25 protein-coding genes and 1 pseudogene are annotated in these 22,157 nt (G+C 60.8%); 15 read left to right on the top strand and 11 right to left on the bottom strand.

What is annotated here, in order from left to right:
• The coding region (locus ACM62R_RS09175) for a hypothetical protein (RefSeq protein WP_415183757.1) at positions 1-281 on the bottom strand (281 nt) is incomplete at its 3' end.
• A 124-nt stretch (positions 282-405) separates the two neighbouring features.
• Here ACM62R_RS09175 and ACM62R_RS09170 point away from each other — a divergent pair.
• Positions 406-672: a hypothetical protein gene (locus ACM62R_RS09170; protein ID WP_415183756.1), complete on the top strand. Its 267-nt coding sequence runs from the start codon at positions 406-408 to the stop codon at positions 670-672.
• A gap of 2 nt (positions 673-674) precedes the next feature.
• A pseudogene (locus tag ACM62R_RS09165) lies at positions 675-949 on the top strand (IS3 family transposase); the annotation flags it as partial.
• A gap of 137 nt (positions 950-1,086) precedes the next feature.
• On the opposite strand, the gene ACM62R_RS09160 reads toward ACM62R_RS09165, so the two are convergent.
• From ACM62R_RS09160 to ACM62R_RS09145, 4 genes are all read right to left on the bottom strand, one after another.
• Positions 1,087-2,319 carry a saccharopine dehydrogenase family protein gene (locus ACM62R_RS09160; protein ID WP_415183755.1) on the bottom strand — a complete coding sequence of 411 codons (1,233 nt, stop codon included), beginning with the start codon at positions 2,317-2,319 and terminating at the stop codon, positions 1,087-1,089.
• Positions 2,320-2,367: 48 nt separating this feature from the next.
• Entirely contained in the window at positions 2,368-3,462 is a 1,095-nt protein-coding gene (locus ACM62R_RS09155; RefSeq protein WP_415183754.1) for a carboxynorspermidine decarboxylase, read from the bottom strand.
• Between the two features lie 67 nt (positions 3,463-3,529).
• The gene (locus tag ACM62R_RS09150; RefSeq protein WP_415183753.1) at positions 3,530-4,234 is read right to left on the bottom strand and encodes a hypothetical protein; all 705 of its coding nucleotides are present in this window, start codon (positions 4,232-4,234) and stop codon (positions 3,530-3,532) included.
• On the bottom strand, positions 4,206-4,487 hold the full coding sequence (locus ACM62R_RS09145) for a hypothetical protein (protein WP_415183752.1): 282 nt from the start codon (positions 4,485-4,487) through the stop codon (positions 4,206-4,208). The genes ACM62R_RS09150 and ACM62R_RS09145 overlap by 29 nt, the downstream gene beginning before the upstream one ends.
• Before the next feature lie 165 nt (positions 4,488-4,652).
• Between ACM62R_RS09145 and ACM62R_RS09140 the strand changes: the two genes are divergently transcribed.
• The 3 genes from ACM62R_RS09140 to ACM62R_RS09130 all read left to right on the top strand — a co-directional run bounded on the left by ACM62R_RS09140 (position 4,653) and on the right by ACM62R_RS09130 (position 7,084).
• Positions 4,653-5,129: a hypothetical protein gene (locus tag ACM62R_RS09140; RefSeq protein ID WP_415183751.1), complete on the top strand. Its 477-nt coding sequence runs from the start codon at positions 4,653-4,655 to the stop codon at positions 5,127-5,129.
• A 92-nt stretch (positions 5,130-5,221) separates the two neighbouring features.
• Positions 5,222-5,848, top strand: coding sequence for a ribonuclease HII (locus tag ACM62R_RS09135; RefSeq protein WP_415183750.1), 627 nt, complete (start codon positions 5,222-5,224; stop codon positions 5,846-5,848).
• Positions 5,849-5,956: 108 nt separating this feature from the next.
• Positions 5,957-7,084 carry a site-specific DNA-methyltransferase gene (locus ACM62R_RS09130; RefSeq protein WP_415183749.1) on the top strand — a complete coding sequence of 376 codons (1,128 nt, stop codon included), beginning with the start codon at positions 5,957-5,959 and terminating at the stop codon, positions 7,082-7,084.
• A gap of 121 nt (positions 7,085-7,205) precedes the next feature.
• On the opposite strand, the gene ACM62R_RS09125 is transcribed toward ACM62R_RS09130, so the two are convergent.
• Positions 7,206-8,348, bottom strand: a complete 1,143-nt coding sequence (locus ACM62R_RS09125) for an alkane 1-monooxygenase (protein ID WP_415183748.1) — start codon at positions 8,346-8,348, stop codon at positions 7,206-7,208.
• Between the two features lie 61 nt (positions 8,349-8,409).
• Complete coding sequence (gene mutY, locus ACM62R_RS09120; protein WP_415183747.1) at positions 8,410-9,468, bottom strand: A/G-specific adenine glycosylase; 1,059 nt, start codon at positions 9,466-9,468, stop codon at positions 8,410-8,412.
• Between the two features lie 82 nt (positions 9,469-9,550).
• Between mutY and ACM62R_RS09115 the strand changes: the two genes are divergently transcribed.
• From ACM62R_RS09115 to ACM62R_RS09085, 7 genes are all read left to right on the top strand, one after another.
• Positions 9,551-10,093: a DUF721 domain-containing protein gene (locus ACM62R_RS09115; protein WP_415183746.1), complete on the top strand. Its 543-nt coding sequence runs from the start codon at positions 9,551-9,553 to the stop codon at positions 10,091-10,093.
• A gap of 3 nt (positions 10,094-10,096) precedes the next feature.
• Entirely contained in the window at positions 10,097-10,759 is a 663-nt protein-coding gene (locus tag ACM62R_RS09110; RefSeq protein WP_415183745.1) for a DsbA family protein, read from the top strand.
• Positions 10,760-10,761: 2 nt separating this feature from the next.
• The gene (locus ACM62R_RS09105; protein ID WP_415183744.1) at positions 10,762-11,898 is read left to right on the top strand and encodes a CaiB/BaiF CoA transferase family protein; all 1,137 of its coding nucleotides are present in this window, start codon (positions 10,762-10,764) and stop codon (positions 11,896-11,898) included.
• A gap of 358 nt (positions 11,899-12,256) precedes the next feature.
• Complete coding sequence (locus ACM62R_RS09100; protein WP_415183743.1) at positions 12,257-13,255, top strand: ABC transporter substrate-binding protein; 999 nt, start codon at positions 12,257-12,259, stop codon at positions 13,253-13,255.
• A gap of 78 nt (positions 13,256-13,333) precedes the next feature.
• The gene (locus ACM62R_RS09095; RefSeq protein ID WP_415183742.1) at positions 13,334-14,245 is read left to right on the top strand and encodes an ABC transporter permease; all 912 of its coding nucleotides are present in this window, start codon (positions 13,334-13,336) and stop codon (positions 14,243-14,245) included.
• A complete protein-coding gene (locus tag ACM62R_RS09090) occupies positions 14,238-15,296 on the top strand; it encodes a quaternary amine ABC transporter ATP-binding protein (RefSeq protein WP_415183741.1) in 1,059 nt (352 codons plus the stop codon). Before ACM62R_RS09095 ends, ACM62R_RS09090 begins: the two co-directional genes overlap by 8 nt.
• Positions 15,297-15,523: 227 nt before the next feature.
• Positions 15,524-15,880, top strand: coding sequence for a lysozyme inhibitor LprI family protein (locus ACM62R_RS09085; protein WP_415183740.1), 357 nt, complete (start codon positions 15,524-15,526; stop codon positions 15,878-15,880).
• Positions 15,881-16,077: 197 nt separating this feature from the next.
• On the opposite strand, the gene ACM62R_RS09080 is transcribed toward ACM62R_RS09085, so the two are convergent.
• Positions 16,078-17,586, bottom strand: coding sequence for a UbiD family decarboxylase (locus ACM62R_RS09080; RefSeq protein WP_415183739.1), 1,509 nt, complete (start codon positions 17,584-17,586; stop codon positions 16,078-16,080).
• Positions 17,587-17,726: 140 nt separating this feature from the next.
• Between ACM62R_RS09080 and ubiT the strand changes: the two genes are divergently transcribed.
• From ubiT to ubiV, 3 genes are read left to right on the top strand one after another with little or no spacing between them, the layout of a single operon-like run.
• A complete protein-coding gene (ubiT, locus tag ACM62R_RS09075; RefSeq protein ID WP_415183738.1) occupies positions 17,727-18,275 on the top strand; it encodes a ubiquinone anaerobic biosynthesis accessory factor UbiT in 549 nt (182 codons plus the stop codon).
• Between the two features lie 5 nt (positions 18,276-18,280).
• Positions 18,281-19,258: a ubiquinone anaerobic biosynthesis protein UbiU gene (gene ubiU, locus ACM62R_RS09070; RefSeq protein WP_415183758.1), complete on the top strand. Its 978-nt coding sequence runs from the start codon at positions 18,281-18,283 to the stop codon at positions 19,256-19,258.
• A 2-nt stretch (positions 19,259-19,260) separates the two neighbouring features.
• Positions 19,261-20,157 carry a ubiquinone anaerobic biosynthesis protein UbiV gene (gene ubiV / locus ACM62R_RS09065; protein ID WP_415183737.1) on the top strand — a complete coding sequence of 299 codons (897 nt, stop codon included), beginning with the start codon at positions 19,261-19,263 and terminating at the stop codon, positions 20,155-20,157.
• Between the two features lie 360 nt (positions 20,158-20,517).
• Here ubiV and ACM62R_RS09060 read toward each other — a convergent pair whose 3' ends face one another.
• From ACM62R_RS09060 to rplS, 3 genes are all read right to left on the bottom strand, one after another.
• Entirely contained in the window at positions 20,518-21,327 is an 810-nt protein-coding gene (locus tag ACM62R_RS09060) for a division plane positioning ATPase MipZ (RefSeq protein ID WP_415183736.1), read from the bottom strand.
• Positions 21,328-21,538: 211 nt separating this feature from the next.
• Positions 21,539-21,760, bottom strand: a complete 222-nt coding sequence (gene rpmE / locus ACM62R_RS09055; protein ID WP_415183735.1) for a 50S ribosomal protein L31 — start codon at positions 21,758-21,760, stop codon at positions 21,539-21,541.
• Between the two features lie 11 nt (positions 21,761-21,771).
• Positions 21,772-22,157 (bottom strand): 50S ribosomal protein L19 (rplS, locus tag ACM62R_RS09050; protein ID WP_415183734.1); only part of this gene is annotated, 386 nt, incomplete at its 5' end.

Below are 22,157 nucleotides of genomic sequence, written 5' to 3'. Positions count from 1 at the left end.
CGCCCACCCGAGAAATAGAGGAAAAGTAGTGCAGCGGACAACTTCCCTGACACAGCGGCCGGATGAAGACGTTGAGAAGGAGAACGGTCGCCTTCGCAAAGAAGTCCGACTTCTGCGCGAGGAGAGGGAAGTGTTGAAAAACCGGCGATCTTCTTTGCGGGCCAAAGCCCCCTCTCGCGCATGTAAACAGGCGCTGCCGGGCAGCGGGCGAGGTTTGCTTTCACCGATGCCTGGAAAGAGAAGTGGTCTGTGGAGTTTCTTTGCCAGATAATGCGGGTCACATTGCGTGGGTTCCATGCGTGGCGGGTGCGCCCAATAAGCCAACGACAACGCGATGGTATGGTAATCTTGGCTCGTATCCGTGAAGAGCATCGTTCAAGCCTGCAAAGCCATGGGCGACCTCGGATGAGCGAAGCTCTGCAAGAACTTGGATTGAAGGTGAGGCGCCGTAGGGTCGGGCGTTTGATGGGCGAGAATGGCCTCAAGATCATCAGAACGCAGAAATACAAGTCCACGACGGACAGCAATCACACGGTCAACATCGCGCCCAACCTGCTGGATCCGCTGCACGGCAGTCGAATGTTTGTATTCGATGAGAGTGAGGATTTTTCAGCGGATGGGCCGAGCCAGAAGTGCCCTGTCATGGTTTGCAGGCAAACCATTGCCGGGTAACGGGATCTCGCTACTGTTCCAACGAGTATCACGAACGCTTGCCCAAGTACGGCTTCAAGGTATCAATGAGCGGCAAGGGCAATTGCCATGATAATTCCATGGCTGAGGCGTTCTTCAAATCCGTCAAGGCTGAGCCGGTCTGGCGGACCCGATGGAAGACACGTCCGTCAAGCCGCGGGCGCGATCTTCCCATATATCAACGGCTTTTATAACCCGCGCCGACGCCATTCATACTCGGCAGGAAAAACCCTTGGCATTTGAGCGAAAGGCCGCATGAATGAGTTGAGAGACCGGAACGCAAGCGTGACAAGACCAGTTTTCTATGTGGGCCATGCCGTTTCGGTGCATCCCGCCAGCGCAAGTCATTGCGAGTGATGAAGAACGCCGCCCACCGGGCGACGTTCAAGTTTAGGATCATAGGGGCCGGTCGCCGGCGGCATCCTTGATGCGGGTGGGCAGGCCAAGGCGGCCCAGAAGCTCCAGGAACGGTCGCGCGGGCAGATCTTCGACGTTGACCATCTGCGCCACATCCCATTCGCCGCTGGCCACCAGCATTGCGGCGGCAACGGGCGGCACGCCGGCGGTATAGCTGATGCCTTGCGCGCCGACCTCATCATAGGCGTCTTTGTGGTCGGCCACGTTATAGATCAGCGCCTCAGTTTCCACGCCATCCTTGGTGCCGCGGATCACGTCACCGATGCAGGTTTTTCCCGTATAATCGGGGGCAAGGCTGGCCGGGTCGGGCAGCACGGCCTTGACCACTTTCAGTGGCACCACCTGTTGCCCTTCGGCGGTTGTGACTGGCTGTTCCGATAGAAGGCCAAGGTTTTTCAGTACGGTGAACACATTGATATAGTGATCGCCAAAACCCATCCAGAAACGCACATCGGCGTCGGGGTAACGCGCGGCCAGCGAATGCACCTCGTCGTGGCCGGTCAGGTAGGCTTTTTGTTCCCCGACGACCGGCAAGGCCCAGGTCTGACCAACCTCGAACATGGCGTTCGACTGCCACGCGCCGTTTTGCCAACTGTAGACCGTGCCGGTAAATTCGCGGAAGTTGATCTCCGGATCGAAATTGGTGGCAAACCAGCGCCCGTGCGAGCCTGCGTTGATGTCAATGATGTCGATGCTGGCGATGGTGTCAAACAGCTCATCCTCGGCCAGGCGCGCATAGGCGTTCACCACGCCGGGATCAAAGCCCACCCCCAGAATTGCGGTCACGCCCGCCTTGCGGCAGCGGTCCCGACGCTGCCATTCGTAATTGGCATACCAGGGCGGGGTTTCGCAGATCTTGGCCGGGTCTTCGTGGATGGCGGTATCCATATAGGCGGCGCCTGTTTTGATACAGGCCTCAAGCACGGTCATGTTGACGAAGGGAGAGCCGACGTTGATCACGATCTGCGCGCCGGTTTCCCCGATCAGGGCGGCCACGGCGGCGCTGTCCATCGCGTCAACGCGGTGGGCGGCGAAAAGGCCGGGTTGTTTCATCGCGCCTTTGGCGTGAACGCTGTCGATGATCGCGCGGCATTTTTCCACGGTGCGCGAGGCGATGTGTAGATCGCCCAGAACATCATTGTTCTGCGCGGCCTTATGCGCCACGACCTGGGCCACACCACCGGCGCCGATAATCAGCACGTTACGTTTCACTTCGGCTGTCTCCTTTCAGGGCAGGACAGGGAAGGGGTCTTTCGACCCTCAGGAAAGGCTTGAGGCGTAATCCTCGTAGCCAAACTGGCGAACAAGGCGGATGGAACCGTCCAGTTCGCGAATCGCAATGGCGGGCATCGCCACACCGTTGAACCAGTTTTTCTTGACCATCGTATAACCGGCCGCATCGCCTACAGAAATGCGGCTGCCGATGGCCAGTGGCTCAGCAAAGCGGGCATCGCCAAAGATATCACCCGCCAGGCAGGATTTGCCGCAGATTTCGTAGACGTGATCGCCGGTTTGCGGCAGGCGCGCGGGTTGGCGATAGATCAGCAGATCCAGCATATGCGCCTCGATGCTGCTATCAACGATGGCAAGCTTCTTGCCGTTGTCGAGAAGGTCAAGCACCGTCACCTCCAGCGTGGTCGATTGGGTAATCGCGGCCTCGCCGGGTTCAAGATAGACTTGCACACCGAATTTCGCGGCAAAGGCCTTCAGCCGGGCGGCCAGCCGGTCAATCGGATAGCCCTCGCCGGTGAAATGGATGCCGCCGCCAAGGCTGACCCATTGGACCCGCGCCAGAAGCGCGCCGAATTCATTCTCGATCCGGGTCAATTGCTGGTCGAACAGGTCGAAATCGGCGTTTTCGCAGTTGTAATGAATCATGAAGCCCGAAATCTGGTCGATCACGGTTTCGATTTTGGCCACATCCCATTCGCCAAGCCGGGAAAACGGGCGCGCCGGGTCTGCCAGATCAAAGCCCGAGGTCGAAAACCGCGGATTCAGCCGCAGGCCGCGCGCAATGCCTGCCGCGCGGGGGGCGAAATGCGTCAACTGGCCGATGGAGTTGAAGATGATCTTGTCGGCATAGCCGACGGCTTCGTCAATCTCGTGGTCTGCCCAGGCCACCGAATAGGCATGGGTTTCGCCGCCGAACTTTTCGCGGCCAAGGCGCAGCTCGTAAAGCGAAGACGACGTGGTGCCATCCATATACGGGTGCATGTCATCAAAGACTGACCATGTGGCAAAGCACTTTAGCGCCAGTAGCGCCTTGGCGCCCGAGGCTTCGCGCAGATGCGCAATCTTGCGCATGTTATGCAGCAGTGCCTGCTTGTCGATCAGGTAATAGGGTGTCTGAATCATGGCTCCCCCCCGAGTGGCAAACGAGCAGCGCGTATAGGGGGTTTGGCCTGCCGGTGCAAGGGCACCGTCATTCGACGCGGATCGCATCCTTGGCAATCGCAAGGGTATAGCCTTTGCGGGTGATGTTGCGCACCAGCAGTTCGGCAACAAGCTGATTCCCCAAAGTATCGCGCAGCCGTTTGATGCGGGTGGCGCCTGCGGCCTCGTCGCAGTCGGGGGCAGGGCGACCGGAAATGACCGCCTCGATCTCGGCCCCCGACAGCACATCATCATCCATCCGCGCTTCGGCCAGAACGGCGAGCGTTTCGATCGCGGCAGGGGTCAGGGTAAAGGCCATGTCATTCAGGATGACGGCGTTTTCAGCGCGCAGGATGCGTAATGAGCGAACCTCGATTCCGGCGCGCTGGATCTGGGTCATGCGGCGGTTGAGCGCGACGATCATCAGCAAAAACACCAATGCGGCGATCAAGAGCGCGGTGGCAAAGACCAGAAGAATAAAGATGATCACGCGGTAAGAGGACAGAACCTCGGAAAAGGCGGTGCCCGATCCGGCCAAAACCTCCAGCAGGCGCAGCTCTACCGGGGCGGTCAGCGCGTCATTTTCAATGAAGATGCGTTCGACCCGCGCATTGAACGCGTTGGCATCGGGCAGCGAGATGAACAACAGCACCGCCGCCAGCGCCAGAATGACGACAATGGCGGCAATGCCCCAGACCACGGCGCGGTTACCCGCGCGCAAGCTGTCAGTAGCGGAGATAATAGGGTCCGGCACTGGCTTTCCTTTGATCCAACCCGTCAGGGCCAAAGATGGACAGGATGTTTAGCAGCGTCCAGCCACCTTTCGCAAGACGTGGCGCAAGTGCCTTGGCCGCAGCGCCGGCCGAACAGGCGCTGTCGGGCAGTTTGGCCACGCCATAGTGCAGGCGCAGAGGTTTGTCCTGCTTGGCCTTGTAGTCGGCATAGCAATCCGCGTTTGCGGGCGATACGGCCATAAGGGCCAGTGATATGAGAAGCGCGTATTTCATGGGTTCACCCTGCGTGGAACGGGTTTGTTATGCAATAGCAAGGGGCTGGGCAGGGCGTGTTATCTGATAGCGGCGGGGTGATATTGCTTGGCAACGTGAAACGCGACGAGACTGGGGCATATAAACAGGCGGGCCTGATCCGCTGCCAACTACAGGAACTTCGCCATGAAACGCATTACCTCTGCCATCGCCATTGCTGCCATCGTTCTGGGGGGGCTGACCGCAACCCCCGCCGCCGCATGGACCAAAAGCGAACAGCAATTGCTGGGGGTGGTTGCCGGTGCCCTTGTGCTGGGCACGATCATTCACGAAAAGAACAAGAAAGAAGACCGCCGCGAACAGGCAAACAAAATACCCTCGCGCAATGATTGGGATGACGGATACTATAACCGCTACCCCGACCGCCATCACGACCGCTATAATAAACGGCAGGATCGGGTTTTGCCCGAAAACTGCGTGACCAAAGTGAAAACGCGTGACGGAAAGCGCGAAGTGCTTTCTGCACGTTGCCTTGCGCGTGAGGGGAAAGACCGGGCCCTGCCGCAAGCCTGCGCCTTTGACATCCGGGCAGACCGTAGCCGCAAAACCGTCTACGGCAAACGCTGCCTGCAAGACCGCGGCTATCGCATCGGCCGGCGCTGAACCGCGCCAAGCTACCCAAAAGGGGCGAGCGCCACGCGCGACCTGCCCCTTTTGGGATTGCGACAGGGGCGGAATTTGGGCATCCCGAAAGGATGAAACAAGCCCCCGATTTTTCGTTTGAGTTGTCTGCGCAGGCGCGCGGCCTTGTCCGTGTGGCCGGCGTTGATGAGGTGGGGCGCGGCCCGCTGTGCGGCCCGGTCACGGCCGCCGCCGTGGTGCTGGACCCCGCAAACATCCCGCCCGGTCTGAATGACAGCAAGAAACTGACTGCGCGGCGGCGCGCCGAACTGGCCGCCCTGATCTGGGCCAGCGCCGATTGTGCCGTGGCCCATGCGAGCGTTGAGGAAATCGACGCAATCAACATTCTGCAGGCCAGCCATCTGGCAATGTGCCGCGCTGTGGCCGCGCTGGGGATGCCGCCCGACCATGTGCTGGTTGACGGCAATCGCCTGCCGCGCGACCTGCGGCTAAGCGCTGAGCCGGTCGTGAAAGGCGATGGGCGCAGCCTGTCAATTGCCGCCGCCTCGATCATCGCCAAACAGGCGCGTGATTTGCTGATGGTGGATTTGGCGCAACAGCACCCCGGCTATGGATGGGAAAAGAACGCGGGCTATCCGACCAAGGACCATCTGGCGGCATTGCTAAATCTTGGGGTGACCCCTGTGCATAGACGTTCGTTCCGCCCCGTATACAACATCTTGTGCAAGCAATATTTATAAGTCCTTGATTCAAAAAAGAAATTGACGGCGAATCGCCTGTGACTCATGCTGGTCCCATCAAAATCGGCACCATAAGCCGAACACCCGGACGGGCAAACGAGGCACAGAATGACAAAGATGATGACCAAGGCGACGCCTGCGGCGCTGCCGCTCAACCAGATTATCGCAGGCGACTGCATCGAGGTGATGAATGCGCTGCCCGAAGGCAGTGTGGACCTGATCTTTGCGGATCCGCCCTACAATCTGCAATTGCGCGGCGACCTGCACCGCCCCGACAATTCCAAAGTCGACGCGGTAGATGACGCCTGGGACCAGTTTTCCAGCTTTGGCGCCTATGACCGCTTTACCCGCGATTGGCTGGCGGCCGCGCGGCGGTTGCTGAAACCGAATGGCGCGATCTGGGTGATCGGGTCTTATCACAACATTTTCCGGGTTGGCGCGACCTTGCAGGATCAGGGCTACTGGATTCTCAACGATGTGGTCTGGCGCAAATCGAACCCGATGCCGAACTTTCGTGGCAAGCGTTTTACCAACGCGCATGAAACGCTGATCTGGGCCTCGAAATCGGAAGGGGCGAAATACACCTTCAATTATGAGGCGCTGAAGGCGCTGAACGAAGGTGTGCAGATGCGTTCGGATTGGGTCTTGCCGCTGTGCACCGGGCATGAGCGCGAAAAGGATGCCGCCGGCGACAAGGCTCACCCGACACAAAAACCCGAAAGCCTGCTGCACCGCGTTCTGGTGGCGACCACGAACCCCGGCGATGTCGTGCTGGACCCGTTCTTCGGCACCGGCACCACCGGCGCTGTGGCCAAGATGCTGGGCCGTGAATTCATCGGGATCGAACGCGAAGAAGCCTACCGCGATGTTGCCGCGAAACGGCTTGCCCGTGTGCGCAAATTTGACCGCGAGGCGCTGGAAACCAGCACCTCGAAACGTGCCGAGCCACGCGTGCCCTTTGGCCAGGTCGTCGAGCGCGGCATGCTGCGGCCGGGCGAAGAACTGTTCTCGGTTGGCAACCGCTACAAGGCCAAGGTTCGCGCTGATGGCACATTGATTGCGCATGACACCAAGGGCTCGATCCATCAGGTCGGCGCCCATCTGGAGGGCGCGCCTTCATGCAATGGCTGGACCTACTGGCACTTCAAACGCGAAGGCAAGATGGTCTCGATCGACATTTTGCGCCAACAGATCCGCGCCGAAATGGACGCCGATACGAGGGGCCGCCCGAACTGATCTGATCAGACAGGTTTACCGCCGGTACTTTCGGGCCTGCCCGCAAAGTACGAACTTGCCCCGCCGGTCATCGGCGGGGTTTTTTGATGCGCGTGGGCAATCAAGGGCCGCTATCGCCCGGTCAGACAGAGCCGCGCGGCATCGGGTTTGCGCCTTTGTTATAGGGCGCCCAATCGGCAATTTCGGGATAATGTTTGCGCCGCCAATGCCGCACGCGCGGGTTCATCCGGCGACGCCAGAGCGGGGGGACCATCGCCAACGTCGTCATCGCCGGGTAGCCGAACGGAAGCTGGGGGGCCTCATCTTCGGTATAGGTCTGCAGTAGCGGAAAGCGCCGATTGGGTTTGTAGTGGTGGTCCGAGTGGCGCTGCAGGTTGATCAGCAGCCAGTTCGAGGCCGTGTGAGAGGCATTCCAGCTATGGCGCGGCAGGACGTGTTCATAGGTGCCATCGCCCTTGTGTTCGCGCGTCAGCCCGTAATGTTCGACGTAATTGGTCAGCTCCAACTGCCAGACGGCGATGAAGGCTTGAAACACAAACAGGCCCAGCCCCACCCACCCGCCAATCAGAAACGCAAGGACAAGCGTCGCCATTTGTAGCGCGGCGTAGCGCCAAAATGGGTTGGTGCGGCCCAGCGTACCCCGCCCGGCGCGCGCCAGCATCAGCCTTTCGGCATGCCACGCCGAAATCGGGCCTTTGGTCAGTTGGCGCCAGAAAAAGCGGTGAAAGCCCTCATTATAGCGGGCGGTGGCGGTGTCGCGCGGGGTGCCGACATGCCGGTGGTGAACCAGCAGGTGTTCCGACCGGAAATGGCTGTAAAGCACCGTTGCCAGCATCAGATCGGCCAGCCAGCGTTCCAGCCGGTTTTTCTGATGCATCAGCTCGTGGCTGTAGACAATGCCAACCGTGCCCGAAATCACCCCGACCCCGAAAAACAGCACGATGGTTTCAAGCGTTGAAAGATGGGTCGTATGCGTGACCCACCAGATCATCGTGAAGATGGTAATGAACTGCACCGGGAACCAGATCATCGTGATCAGGCGATACCAGAACAAGTCCGACTCAGGGGTGTCAAGATCGGGGTTTTCGGTGTTCAGCCCCAGGATCGTGTCCAAAAAAGTGACCATGACCCAGCCGTAAACAGGTAACAGCGCGACCGTCCAGCCGCCCTTGGTGGCGCCCAGAATGGCCAGTGGCACCATGCCCAGCGACAACCAGAACGGCAGTGCGCGCAGCGGATGGCGGATGTTTTTGCGAGACGACATAGGGTTACCTTCAAGGGTGCAAGCGCGGCGGGAATGATAGCGCCGCGTCAGGCAAGGGCAATCAGTCGCGCTGCGGCCATTCGGCGCTTTGGGCCGCATCCCAGACCTTGCGCATCAAGGTGGGCAGGGCTGCGGGGGCAAAGGCGTCGCGCGGGGTGAACATGCCACGGGCGGGTTGGGCTGTGGTCATGGCAGCGCGGACCTGAAGGCGCAGGTGAAAATGGGTAAAGGTGTGGCGCACCTCGGATGGGGTGTTGCACCATGTTGCAGATATGGGCGGGGTATCTGCCGGGGCGTCTGACCAGTCCGACGTCGGAAAGCCCGGCATTCCGCCCAAAAGGCCGCGCGCGGGGCGGGTTTCGATCAAAACCGCACCATCGGGGCGCAGCGCAACCCAGGCGATGCCGTGGCGCGTGGGCTTTTCGGGCTTGGGGGTTTTACGCGGCAGGCTGGCGGCGGTCCCTGCCATGAGGGCCTGACAGCCCGTTGCCAGCGGGCAGTCCGCGCAGGACGGATTGCGCGGGGTGCAGATTGTTGCGCCAAGGTCCATCATCGCTTGGGCATAATCGCCGGGGCGGTTTTTTGGGGTCAACCGGGCGGCAAGGGCGGTCAGTTCCGGTTTGGCGGCGGGCAGGGGGGTCTGCACGTTATAAAGCCGCGCGATCACACGTTCGACATTGCCGTCAACGACGGTGGCGGCTTCATCATGGGCAATGGCGGCGATGGCCGCGGCGGTATAGGGGCCGATGCCCGGCAGGGTTTGCAGTGCGTTGGCTGTTGTCGGGAACCGGCCGCCATGATTGGCCACGACGGCACGCGCGCAGGCCAGAAGGTTGCGCGCGCGGGCATAGTAGCCAAGCCCGGCCCAGGCGGCCATCACCGTAGCATCGGGGGCGGCGGCAAGGGCGGTAACGGTGGGCCAGGCATCAGTGAAGCGGTGAAAATAGCTGCGCACGCTGACTACGGTGGTTTGTTGCAGCATCACCTCGGACAGCCAGACGCGGTAAGGGTCGGGGCGCTTGCCCGCCGCACGGTCCTGCGGCGAGACGCGCCACGGCAGGATACGGGCAGATTTGTCATACCACGCCAGAAGGGTCGCGGCGTGTTTGCCGTCACGCAATCTTTATGCCTCCTTGTCGCCCAATCCGCTGTCAATTTCCGTTCACCTGCCTAGAATAGCGTCACATAAAGGGAAAGACAGAATGCCGCCACGCCCGCCACAAAAGCCCAACCGCCGGATGCGCGGATTTGAACCAGCCTCGGGGCTGCTGCGCGACCGTATCCGCACCGTGGGTGAGGCGCGGGGCTTTGCGGTATCGCGGTTGTTGACGCATTGGGCCGAAGTGGTGGGTGAGGATCTGGCCGCACGCACAAGGCCGGTAAAGGTAGGCTACGGCAAGGGCGGTTTTGGCGCGACGCTGACGCTTTTGACCATGGGGGCCAGCGCGCCGATGGTGCAGATGGAACTGCCGAAGATCCGCGAAAAGGTGAACGCCTGCTACGGTTATAATGCAATCTCCAAGGTGCTGATCACGCAGACCGCGCCGATGGGCTTTGCCGAGGGGCAGGCAGGCTTTGGCCCGGCCCCCAAAGCCCCCCCCAAACAGACCGACCCGGCGATAAGGCAGCGGGCCGAAGAAACCGCGCAGGTGGTGCAGGATGGTGGGCTGCGGGCCGCGCTTGAACTATTGGCGCAAAACGTTCTATCCCGGAGCGCAAACCGGGCCGTGACCAAGAAAGGCTGAGTAATGACGAAAACTACCTATGTATTGGGGGCGCTGGCCTCGGTTGCAGTGCTGGCGGCGGGCGGGCTTTGGCTGGCGCGCAGTGCTGGCCTCGAGGCGCTGTCAATCGCCGCACTGGCGGAAACTGCCGATGATGCCACGATCCTGCCGGACGTGGTGATGGGGCAGGAAGACGCGCCGGTAACGGTGATTGAATACGCCTCTTATACCTGCCCGCATTGTGCCGTTTGGCACAAGGAAGTGCTGCCACCGCTAAAGGCCGATTATATTGATACGGGCAAGGTGAAATTCATTCACCGCGAGGTGTATTTTGACCGCTATGGGCTGATGGCCGGCACGGTGGCAAGCTGCGGCGGCGTGCCGAAATACTATGCGATTTCAGGGATGATCTATGACACGCAGTCCGATTGGATCGGTGATGGCAAAGAGGCCACGATCGGCGCGAACCTGCGCAAGATCGGGCTGAAGGCCGGGCTGAGCGCCGAGGCCGTCAACGCCTGTCTCAGCGATAATGACCGCGCGCAGGCGATGGTCGCCACCTTCCAAAAACACGCTACCGATGATGCGATCGATTCGACGCCGACCATTCTGGTGAACGGCGAAAAATATCCCAATATGTCCTATGCCGACCTGAAGGCAATCATCGACGCGAAACTGGCGGAGTAGACATGACACCATTGGCAGGGCTGAAAGTTGTCGAGTTGGCGCGAATTCTGGCGGGCCCCTGGGCGGGCCAGATCCTGGCCGATCTGGGGGCGGATGTTGTTAAGGTAGAGGCCCCCGAGGGCGATGATACCCGCCGCTGGGGGCCGCCGTTCCTGACCCGCGACGGCGAAGAAACAGCCGCCTATTTTCACGCGACAAACCGGGGAAAACGGTCGGTTCTGGCCGATTTTCGCACCCCCGAGGGGCAGCAGTTCGTGCGCGCGCTGGTGGCGGACGTCGATATTCTGATCGAGAATTTCAAGGTCGGCGGGTTGGCAAAATACGGGCTGGATTACGCCAGCCTGCGTGCGGTGAACCCACGGCTGATCTATTGTTCGGTCACCGGCTTTGGGCAGGACGGGCCCTATGCGCACCGGGCGGGCTATGACTACATCATTCAGGGTATGTCCGGTCTGATGAGCGTGACGGGCGAACCCGATGGCCAGCCGCAAAAGGTGGGCGTGGCGGTGACCGACGTGTTCACCGGGATCTATGCGTCAACCGCGATTCTGGCCGCCGTGCATCAACGCGCCACCACCGGCGAAGGCCAGCACATCGACATGGCACTGCTGGATGTGGCGACCAGCGTGATGGCCAATCAGGCGATGAACTATCTGGCAACCGGCGTGTCGCCCAGGCGGATGGGTAACGCGCACCCCAACCTTGTGCCCTACGCAGTTTTCCCCTGCTCGGACGGGTTTGTCATTCTGGCCACGGGAAATGATGCGCAGTACCGCAAGCTGTGCGGAATTCTGGGTCTTGAGGGCATTGCCGAGGTCGATGATTACCGCACCAACGCCGACCGTATCCGCAACCGCGAGGCGCTGACCGCGACGATTTCGAATGTGACGAAAGGTTGGGGGCGCGACGCGCTTTTGGCGGCGTGCGAGGGGGTCGGCGTGCCCGCTGGCCCGATCAACGAAATGGCCGATGTCTTTGCCGATCCGCAGGTCGTGGCGCGCAAGATGCAGATCGCACCCGAGGGTGTGCCGGGGGTGCGGATTCCGGTGACGTTCTCGGCGGCAGATCTGGCGCTGGACCGGCCTTCGCCACGTCTGGGGGAACATGACGCCGAGGTTCGTGCGGCGCTGAAACGCTAGGCGGCAATCGCCCCGGGATCACAGATCGAACAATTCGGTCGTGCGACGGCCCGCCATCAGGCGGGCCGTTTGCGTGTCAACCCCAACCTTTTATGTGCTGGATCGGGCCATATTGCTGGCCAGATTTCCATCAGATGTCTTGAACGCGACGCTAGGTATGTCGTATTTGTTCCTTGCTTATCGGTCATCATTGATCTACGACATCCCAATGTCGTTTTCTGACAAATTGGATTGGCGCACCGGTCCAGGCCGTAATGCTGCGCTGACGTATCGAGGCACCTTGGAAATAGGTCACGCGCCATCTTTGGCGCGCATGCCTCGTGCCATCAACTTACAACTTTCCGACAGGAGTAACCAAATGAAGGCCAATCTTGCCAAATTTCTACTGACCGCATCGCTTGCCACCCTTGCCGCCCCGGCACTGGCCGAGGATTGCGGCAAGGTCTCAATTGCCGAAATGAACTGGGCATCCGGCGGGGTCGCCGCGTGGATCGACAAGATCATTCTGGAAGAGGGCTACGGCTGCGATGTGACCCTTGTGACGGGCGATACCATGCCCACCTTTACCTCGATGAATGAAAAGGGCGAACCCGACCTTGCCCCGGAACTGTGGGTCAACGCGGTGAAAAACGCGCTTGATGAAGCGGTGGCAGAAGGTCGTCTGGTCATTGCCGCGAACATCCTGACGGATGGCGGGGTCGAGGGCTGGTGGGTTCCGAAATACATCGTCGACGAATACCCCGACATCACGACCGTAGAAGCCGCGCTGAACCATCCTGAGCTGTTCCCCGCGCCAGAGCATCCTGACATGGGTGCTGTGCACAACTGCCCGTCGGGCTGGAACTGCCAGCTATCGACGACCAACCTGTTTGAGGCCACAAAGGCCGCAGAGAAGGGGTTTGATCTGATTGATACCGGTTCCGCCGCGGGTCTCGATGGGTCGCTTGCCAATGCGTATGAACGCAAGCAGGGCTGGCTGGGTTACTACTGGGCGCCGACGGCCTTGCTGGGCAAGTATGAGATGGTCGCGCTGGATTGGGGTGTTCCCAACGACAAGGAATATTGGGACGCCTGCACCACGCTGGCAGAGTGCGTTGACCCCAAGGTGAACGCCTATCCGGTGGCCGATGTCTATACCGTGGTGACCAAATCCTTTGCGCAAAAGGCCGGCGTCGCCATGGACTATGTCAAGGCACGCGAGTGGGACAACCAGACCGTTGGCAAGATTCTGGCCTGGAAAGAGGATAATCAGGGCAGCAACGAAGACACGGCCTATTACTTCCTCGAAAACTACAAGGACCTGTGGTCGGCCTGGGTTTCGCCCGAGGTTGCCGAAAAGGTTGAAGCGGCTCTTTAAGCCTGATCACGGTTTTGGGGTGCGCCGGGGCCAAGGCCTTGGCGCGCCTTTTTTGATTTCCCGACGGAAGGAAAAAACATGGCAGCAAGTTGCTGGGGTCTGCCCCAACTTCTGTGCGAATTCCCCTCTTTGCCCAATAAGTCGCTGCGCGTGATGCGCAAAGGCATTGACGAGGGCTTTCGCGATATTGTTCGCACCTATTCAGATGCAATCGACGCCGCAACGGCACCGTTGCAGATATTTCTGAACATGCTGGAAGATGCGTTCACCAAGGCGCCCTGGCTGCTGGTTCTGGTTTTGCTGGTGGCGGTGGTCTGGTTTGGCTCGCGTAGCTGGAAAACGGTTGTTGGCACGGTCATTGCAATGCTGTTGATCGGCGTGTTCGGGCTGTGGACCGACACGATGACGACGCTGGCGATGGTGACGGTTGCAACGTTTGTGGCAATCCTGATCGGTTTGCCGCTGGGTATTCTTATGGCGCGCTCTGACAGGTTTCAGTCGTTTCTGTCGCCCCTGCTTGACGTGATGCAGACCCTGCCATCCTTTGTCTATCTGATCCCGGTTGTGGTGATCTTTGGCATTGGCAAGGTGCCGGGGCTGATTGCCGTTGTGATCTATGCGGTGCCGCCGATGATCCGGCTGACCAATCTGGGTATTCGGCTTGTCGACCGCGATGTGATCGAGGCGGCCGACGCCTATGGGGCCAGCCCCCGGCAAAAGCTGTGGGGGGTGCAGTTGCCGCTATCGCTGCCCACGATCATGACCGGCGTGAACCAAACCATCATGATGTCGCTTTCGATGGTTGTCGTCGCCTCGATGGTGGGCGTGGGCGGGCTGGGCAAGAATGTGCTGCAAGCCATTACCAACCAGTATTTCACCGTTGGGTTCCTGAACGGTTTTGCGCTGGTCGCCATCGCCATCATCTTTGACCGCACCAGCCAGGCCTTTGGCAACCGGATTCAGAAACATCAGGGGGCAGGCCATGACTGATATCAATGACACGCAACGTTCAGGGATCGAAATCCGAAATCTTTACAAGATCTTCGGCCCCACGCCTGAACGCTACATCGACGCCGTCAAGGCGGGGATGACAAAGGAAGAACTGAACGACAAACACAACCATGTTCTGGGCCTGCGCGATATCTCGCTTAGCCTGCCGCCGGGCAAAATCTCGGTTATCATGGGGTTGTCGGGGTCGGGTAAATCGACGCTGATCCGCCACATCAACGGGTTGATCGCGCCAACGGCGGGTGAAATCCTCTATGGTGGGCAGGATGTGGTCACCATGGGTACGCAGGAATTGCGCGCCTTCCGCCGGGCCACAACCGCGATGGTGTTCCAGAAGTTCGGGCTATTGCCGCACCGCACCGTGTTGGAAAATACCTGCTATGGGTTGGATGTTCAGGGCCTGCCACGGTCCAAGGTGGAACCGATTGCCCGCAAATGGATTGACCGGGTCGGCCTGTCGGGGTTTGAGGACAACTATCCCGCGCAGCTATCGGGCGGCATGCAGCAGCGCGTGGGGCTTGCACGCGCGTTGGCCAATGACGTTGACATCCTGCTGATGGATGAGGCGTTTTCGGCGCTGGATCCGCTGATCCGTATGGATATGCAAAAGGTCTTGCTGGAGCTTCAGGACGAGCTTCAAAAAACTGTCGTATTCATTACCCACGACCTTGATGAGGCGTTGCGTCTGGGCGACACGATTGCGCTTTTGCGTGATGGCGGGCTTGAGCAGGTCGGTTCGGGGCAAGACATCGTGCTGCGCCCGGCCAATGACTATATCGCTGAATTCGTGCGCGAGGTGAACCGCGGGCGGGTCATTCGGGCTGACCGGATCGCGCGCCCCTTGGCCGAAGGCGAAGCGCCGCCTGCCTTCAAGGTCGAAGGCAGCAAGGTGCTGGAGCGCGTCGCGCGCGAAATGGTCGCCGCGGGCGTTGAAAACGCAACGGTGACAGACCGCAAGGGCGTGGATATCGGCGTTATCGAGTCGGCCGCGATCCTGTCCGCGATTGTCACCCCCACCGAATTGGCTTCGTAAGAAAAGGGTGCAGCCTGTGTGAAAATTCGCCGGATTTACGGCAAACGTTCACCTTTAGCGCGGGCTGCCCCGCCCCCCGAACCGCTGGCCCAATACCCCAGCCCTTTGCGTTTCGTGTTGCACATTTTCATTGACCTGCGCGCACCTTCAATAGGCGCGCGGAGACGGCCATACTCAAAGCCTTGTTGTTATGGTATAATGATGTGTATTGCAGAGGGGTTTTTACCATGCGCATCTTACTCATCCTTACGGCCGCTCTTCTGTCCGGCCTGCCTGAACCCGGCCTGACTCAGGCTTCTTGCAGCGGCACGACCTCCATGGACGCTACCGACTGCGCATCCGCGCGATGGCAGCGCGCTGATGCTGAACTGAATCAACTGTGGGGCCAACTCAAACCTCGGGCCGATGCCGGTGGCACGGGCTCTGCCTTATTGGCCCAGCAGCGCCAATGGCTCAAGCGGCGCGATGCGACATGCGAACAGGAGCTCGGGTATGGTGGTAGCCTCGACCAGGCGATCTATTACGACTGCATGAAGGATCTGACCCTTCAGAGGAATGCCGAGTTCCACGCCATGCTGCGCTGAAGGCGCGCCATCCGGATCATGCTGACGCGGCCGAGGATACTGCCCCAGATGGCCGAAAGCCCGGCGATCGGGTCGCATTCAGGGCACACTCGAAGATTTCTTCGGCAGCATTGCGCCTGTGAGACTTCACCGCTGCAGCGACCTTGCCCTAATCTTGCACCACGAAATGCATGGGGCTAGCCCAATACCGTGGCTCTTTATTGCCCAAACCCCGGCAGGCGGCGCGCCAGAAGCTCTGTCGCAAAGTCGCGGTCCTTATCGGCCAGCGCCATGACCTGCCCCCAATCGCGAGTGGTTTCGGTGCCGATTTTTGTGGTCGCATCTATGCCCAGCTTGCCCGCCAGCCCTTCGATGGGCGAGGCAAAATCAAGGTAATCCATTGGCGTGCGGTCCAGCACCATCACGTCGCGCGCGGGGTCCATCCGCGTGGCCAGCGCCCAGGCAATATCATCCCAGTTGCGGGGGTCGATATCGTCATCCACAACCACCACCATCTTGGTATAGCTGAACTGCGCCAGCATTCCCCACAGCGCCATCATCACGCGGCGCGCCTGTCCGGGGTAGCGCTTGTTGATGCTGACCACTGCGATGCGGTAGGAACATCCCGCCGGTGGCAGCCACATGTCGCGCACCTCGGGGATCTGCTGGCGGATTACCGGCAGCGCGAGATCATTGAACACCTCACCGATGATCGAGGGTTCATCAGGGGGACGCCCAGTGTAGGTGGACAGATAGATCGGGTCGCGCCGGTGGGTGATGGCGCTGATCCGCATCACGGGGAACGGCTCGACCGCGTTGTAATAGCCGGTGTGGTCGCCAAACGGGCCTTCGGGGGCGGTGTCGTTGGGGTGAACCCAACCTTCGATTATCATTTCAGCATCGGCCGGGATCATCAGGGGCACCGTGCGCGCCGGGGCCAGATGCGTGCGGGTGCCGCGCAAGACACCTGAAAAGGTCATCTCGGAAACGGTTTCGGGCAGCGGCAGGGCGGCGGCCAACAGGGTCGCGGGATCTGCCCCCAGCGCGATTGCCACGGGCATCGGCTCATTTGCCTGCGCCCAACTGCGGGCATGGGCAGCCCCCCCCCGATGTGCAAGCCAGCGCATGATAAGCCGGTCGCGCCCCAATACCTGGGCGCGGTAAACCCCCCAGTTATAGCGCGCGACCGCCTCAATGGTGCTGGTGTGCGGGCGGGTGATAACCACGGGCCAGGTAATCAGCGGGCCGCCATCGCCGGGCCAGGGGGTCTGTATCGGCAGTGCGGTCATGTCGACCGCTTCCCCCTCGGCCACGACCTCTTGCACGGGGCCATGTTTGGTGATGCGGGGCCGGGTCGACAGGGCCGCGCGCAGCATCGGCCAACGCGACAGCGCATCGCGCATCCCTTCAACGGGGGCAGGTGTGCGCAGCGCGGCCAAAAACTCGCCCAGTGCGGGCACTTCGTCCAGCGCCAGCCCAAGGCCGGCGGCCACACGCTCGGTCGTGCCGAAAAGATTGGTAATGACCGGCACCGTGCTTTTCCTGCCGTTTGCCAACATGGGGGCGTTAAAGCGCAGCACCGGCCCGCCCTGACGCAAGACCGCATCATGAACCGCCGTCATCTGATGCACCACGCTGACCGGATCGGCGATGGGCAATAGCTGGCCTTGGGCCCTCGTCCAGTCAAGAAAGGCGCGAAGCGTGGGAAAAGCGGGCAGGCTGCGCATGGGTCTCTCCGAAATGGCGGGCGGGGTTGGGTCTAGCAGGAGTTTGCGTCGCTGCGTTTGATATTGATCAAGTTGCCGCATTGGCATGTCGGTTAAGCCAAGTCATGGTGCCACAGCACCCTACCAGAACGGAGCCCGCCATGCCTGCCGATTCCGCACAACCCCTGCCGCGCCTGCCGCGTGTCATGGCCGGGATGATGCGTCCCTTGCCGCTGTTGCCGGTCAGTCTGATGCTGTCGTCGTTGTCGCGTAAACTGTCGCGCGATCATCCGGGTATGTTTCGCCGTTTGGGTGAACATGGCGAAAAGCGGTTTGTGCTGGACCCGACAGATTTGCCGCTGGTGCTGCTGATGGATCTGCGCGGGGGGGTGCCAAAGGTGACCGCACATCGCCGCACGCCCGAGGCAGACACCCGGATTGCGGGGCCGTTATCGGCGTTTTTGGGGATGATACACGGCGCTTATGATGGCGATGCGCTGTTCTTTTCGCGCGATCTGGTGGTTGAGGGAGATACCGGCGCGGCCCTTGCCCTGCGCAACGCGATTGATGACGCCGAACTGGATTTGGCGACAGAGATTTCGGCGCTGGTCGGGCCGTTGAAGGCACCGTTGAAGGCGGCGCTGGGGCTGGCGGAAACGCGCACCGGGTTGGTGCTGCACCGGGTTGATGCGCTGCAAGGAGGTTGGTAATGGTGATGGAACTGGTCTGCCCGGCGGGTACGCCCTCGGCGCTGCGCGCGGCGGTTGATGCAGGCGCGCATGCGGTTTATTGCGGCTTTGCTGATGAAAGCAACGCGCGCAACTTTCCGGGGCTGAACTTTTCACCCGAAGAAATGACCGAGGGTATTGCCTATGCCCATGCGCGCGGCGCCAAGGTGCTGGTCGCGATCAACACCTTTCCGCGGGCGGGCGCCGAACCGCTGTGGCACCGCGCGGTGGCCAACGCCGAGGCTGCTGGTGCCGATGCGGTGATCTTGGCCGATGTCGGATTGTTGGCCCATGCCGCTGAACACCACCCCGGTTTGCGCCGCCACCTGTCGGTGCAGGCCGCCGCCGCCAACCCGGATGCGATCAACCTTTATGCGCAGGCGTTTGACGTGAAACGCGTGGTGCTACCTCGCGTTCTGACGGTGCAAGAGATTGCCGCGATCAACCGCGAGATTGACGTCGAAACCGAGGTTTTCGTGTTTGGCGGGCTTTGCGTGATGGCCGAGGGGCGCTGTTCGCTGTCATCCTATGCCACCGGAAAATCGCCGAACATGAACGGGGTGTGTTCACCCGCAAGCCATGTTGTCTATGCCGAAGAGGGGCAGGAACTGGCCGCGCGGTTGGGTGGGTTTACGATCCACCGCACGAAGAAAGACCAGCCCGCGCCTTACCCGACGCTGTGCAAAGGGTGCTTCAACAGCGAAGATCAGACCGGCCATATCTTTGAGGATCCGGTCAGCCTTGATGCGTCGCGCCTGATCCCGGCGCTGTCGCAGGCGGGTGTCACCGCGCTGAAAATCGAAGGGCGCCAGCGGTCGCGCGCCTATGTGGCCGAGGTGGTGCGCAACTTCCGCGCCGCGGTTGAGGCCGTGGCAGAGGGCCGCCCCGTGGCCGAGGGCACGCTTGCCCGCCTGTCCGAAGGCCAAGCCGCCACCACCGGCGCCTATGCCAAGACCTGGAGATGACTATGGACCTGACTGTTGGCCCCAACCAGTTTTTCTGGGAGGCCCCCGTTTGGGCCGCCTTCTACCAATCGCTTGCCCGCACGCCGGTGGCCCGCGTGGTTCTGGGCGAGCTTGTCTGCTCTAAACGTCTGCCCTATTTCCAGCAGGAAATTCCCGGCGCTGTCGAGGTGCTTCAGGCGGCGGGCAAAGAGGTGGCGTTGACCTCGCTGGCGCTGATCACACTGAAGCGCGAACGCAAGCTGACCGCCGATCTGATGGCGATGGGTCTGCCGGTCGAGGTGAACGATCTGTCGGCGCTGGTGCATGTTCCGCAAGGCACGCTGTTTTGGGTGGGGCCGCTGATCAACGTCTATAACGAAGGCACGTTGCGCTGGTTGGCGCGACGGGGCGCCACGCGGGTCTGTCTGCCGCCCGAATTGCCGCTGGCTTCGGTTGCCGCGCTGGCGGCCGAGGGCGCGCAACTGGGCGTGGCGATCGAGGTTTGGGGCCATGGTCGCGTGCCTTTGGCGATTGCGGGGCGTTGCTACCATGCGCGGTTGCATGACCGCGCCAAGGACAACTGCCAGTTCGTATGCGGCGAAGACCCGGACGGCCGCGAGGTTGAAACGCTGGATGGTCAGCCATTTTTGGCGGTGAACGGGGTGCAAACGCTCTCGGGAAGCACCGCGAGCATGGCCCATCAGGTTGAGGCGTTGAACGGCGCGGGGGTAACATCGCTTCGCCTGTCGCCCCAGACCGGTGATTTTGAGGCGCTGTGCCGCGCCTGGACGGCGCGCCTTGCCGGGCAGATGGAGGCCGGGGAACTGGCCGCGCTCAGCGCTGGCATGGCCCCCGGCGGGCGTTTGTCAGACGGGTTTTTGACGGGCGATGCGGGGGCTGCCTGGTCGGGCGGGGCATAAGCCCCGTCACCGATTGATGGGCGCGGTCCGGGTGTCGTTACTTGACCCCAACATCGCCGCGCCATCGCCCGCATGGTTGCACATTTCGGACAGATTTTCCCGTGAAAGTAGTTTCAATGGGTCAAAACGGCCCGAACCACGAGGAGAAATCCATGTCGCTTGCAGTTGCCTTTTTCAAGCGTTTGGGCCTGTCTGGCCGTGCACGGGATGATATTTTTGAAATGCGGCTGACGACACTTGCAGAGTGCCAAAAGCAAATGTCACCACGCCGCCGCCCGTCACCTTTCAGGTTTTCATCGCGGCATCCGGTCTGATCCTGTTTGGCCGGGCCGGGCCGGGCCGGGTCGGGCCGGGCTGAGATCAGAAATTGACCTCGACGCCGGGCAGGCGCAATTCGCGGATCAGGTCGCGTAGTTCCTGCCGGGCGGCCACGTTCGATATGTTCATCCCCTCAACGCCGACATCACGCATGTCAAGCAGCGTCAGCCCCCGTGGAAACAGCTCGCGAAAGATGACCCGTTCAGAAAAGCCGGGGCTGACGCGAAAACCGATCCGCTTGGAAAGCTGCGTCAGCGCGTCGCCCACCTTCTTTTTGTTGTGCATCTGCTGCGACCCCAGGCGGTTGCGCAGCACGATCCAGTCGATTGGCTTCAGCCCGGCCCGCGCGCGCAACTGCCGCGCCGCCCAGACCATCTCCGAATAGATCGACGGCCCGATGACGCGGCTGGTTTCCGGGTCGACCCGCGCCAACAGATCAAAATCAATGAAGCTGTCGTTCAGTGGTGTGATCAGCGTATCAGCCAGTGAATGAGCAACCTGAGACAGGCGGGTATGGCTGCCGGGGCAGTCGATCAGGATAAAGTCGCATTCGCTTTCCATCGCGGCAACAGCGGTCGACAGGCGATGGTCAAAGGGGTTTTCACCGGGGGCCAGTTCGGCGGTGTCGGCCTCGGGCAGTTCGCGGTAATCGGGGGTCGGCAGGTCCAGACCCTCACGCGCAAGAAAGGCCAGACGGTTTTCAACATACCGGCCAAAGCTGCGTTGACGCAGGTCCAGGTCCAGTGCGCCGACCTTTTTTCCCATCCGTGCAAGGGCGGTTGCCACATGCATGCAGGTGGTGGATTTGCCTGATCCGCCCTTTTCGTTGCCGACAACGATGATATGCGCCACGTTCGACCTCTGCTCAGACTTGAAATATGCACTGGCTCCAGTGCGCGTTGACTATAGGGGGATGCGGCTACCCTTTGAAAGTGCCGCACGCAAGCGCGCTGTTGTTTTTTGAACAATCGGGGCGATTGGGGCACAGAAAAGTGCGAAATATCTGTTCGAAAATGAAAAGGGCGCACCCAAAGGCACGCCCCCATCACGCGATACGGTCGGATCAGAAACCCAGACCGGCGTATTTGTTCTTGAACTTCGACACACGGCCGCCGGTGTCCATCAGACGACCACTGCCGCCGGTCCAGGCCGGATGCGCCAGCGGGTCAATATCAAGCGACATCTGATCGCCTTCGTTGCCCCAGGTCGACCGGACCTGAAACACGGTGCCATCGGTCATTTTGACGTTGATCATGTGGTAATCGGGGTGAATTTCTTTTCTCATCGTCCCGCTCCTCAGGCTTCGGCTTTGGATTTTTTGGGCTTGTAGTTCGTGACTTCGGCGATACGGGCCGATTTGCCGCGACGATCACGCAGGTAATAAAGCTTGGCGCGACGCACGCGACCGCGGCGGACCACTTCGATCGAATCGATATTGGTTGAATACAGCGGGAATACCCGTTCCACGCCTTCGCCAAACGAGATTTTGCGAACGGTGAACGAGGCAGCAATGGTTGCGCCGCCATTACGGGCGATGCAGACGCCTTCGTAGTTCTGCACGCGCGAACGGGTGCCTTCGGTCACTTTGTAGCCAACACGGATGGTGTCGCCGGCCTTGAAATCCGGAATGGTCTTGCCAAGCGCAGCGATCTGCTCGGCTTCGATTTGTGCGATCAGGTTCA

This window comes from Phaeovulum sp., from assembly GCF_047638075.1.
Classification (GTDB): domain Bacteria; phylum Pseudomonadota; class Alphaproteobacteria; order Rhodobacterales; family Rhodobacteraceae; genus UBA6197.
Note: the sequence above shows the minus strand (reverse complement) of the source record. Positions and strands in the feature narration are given on the sequence as shown.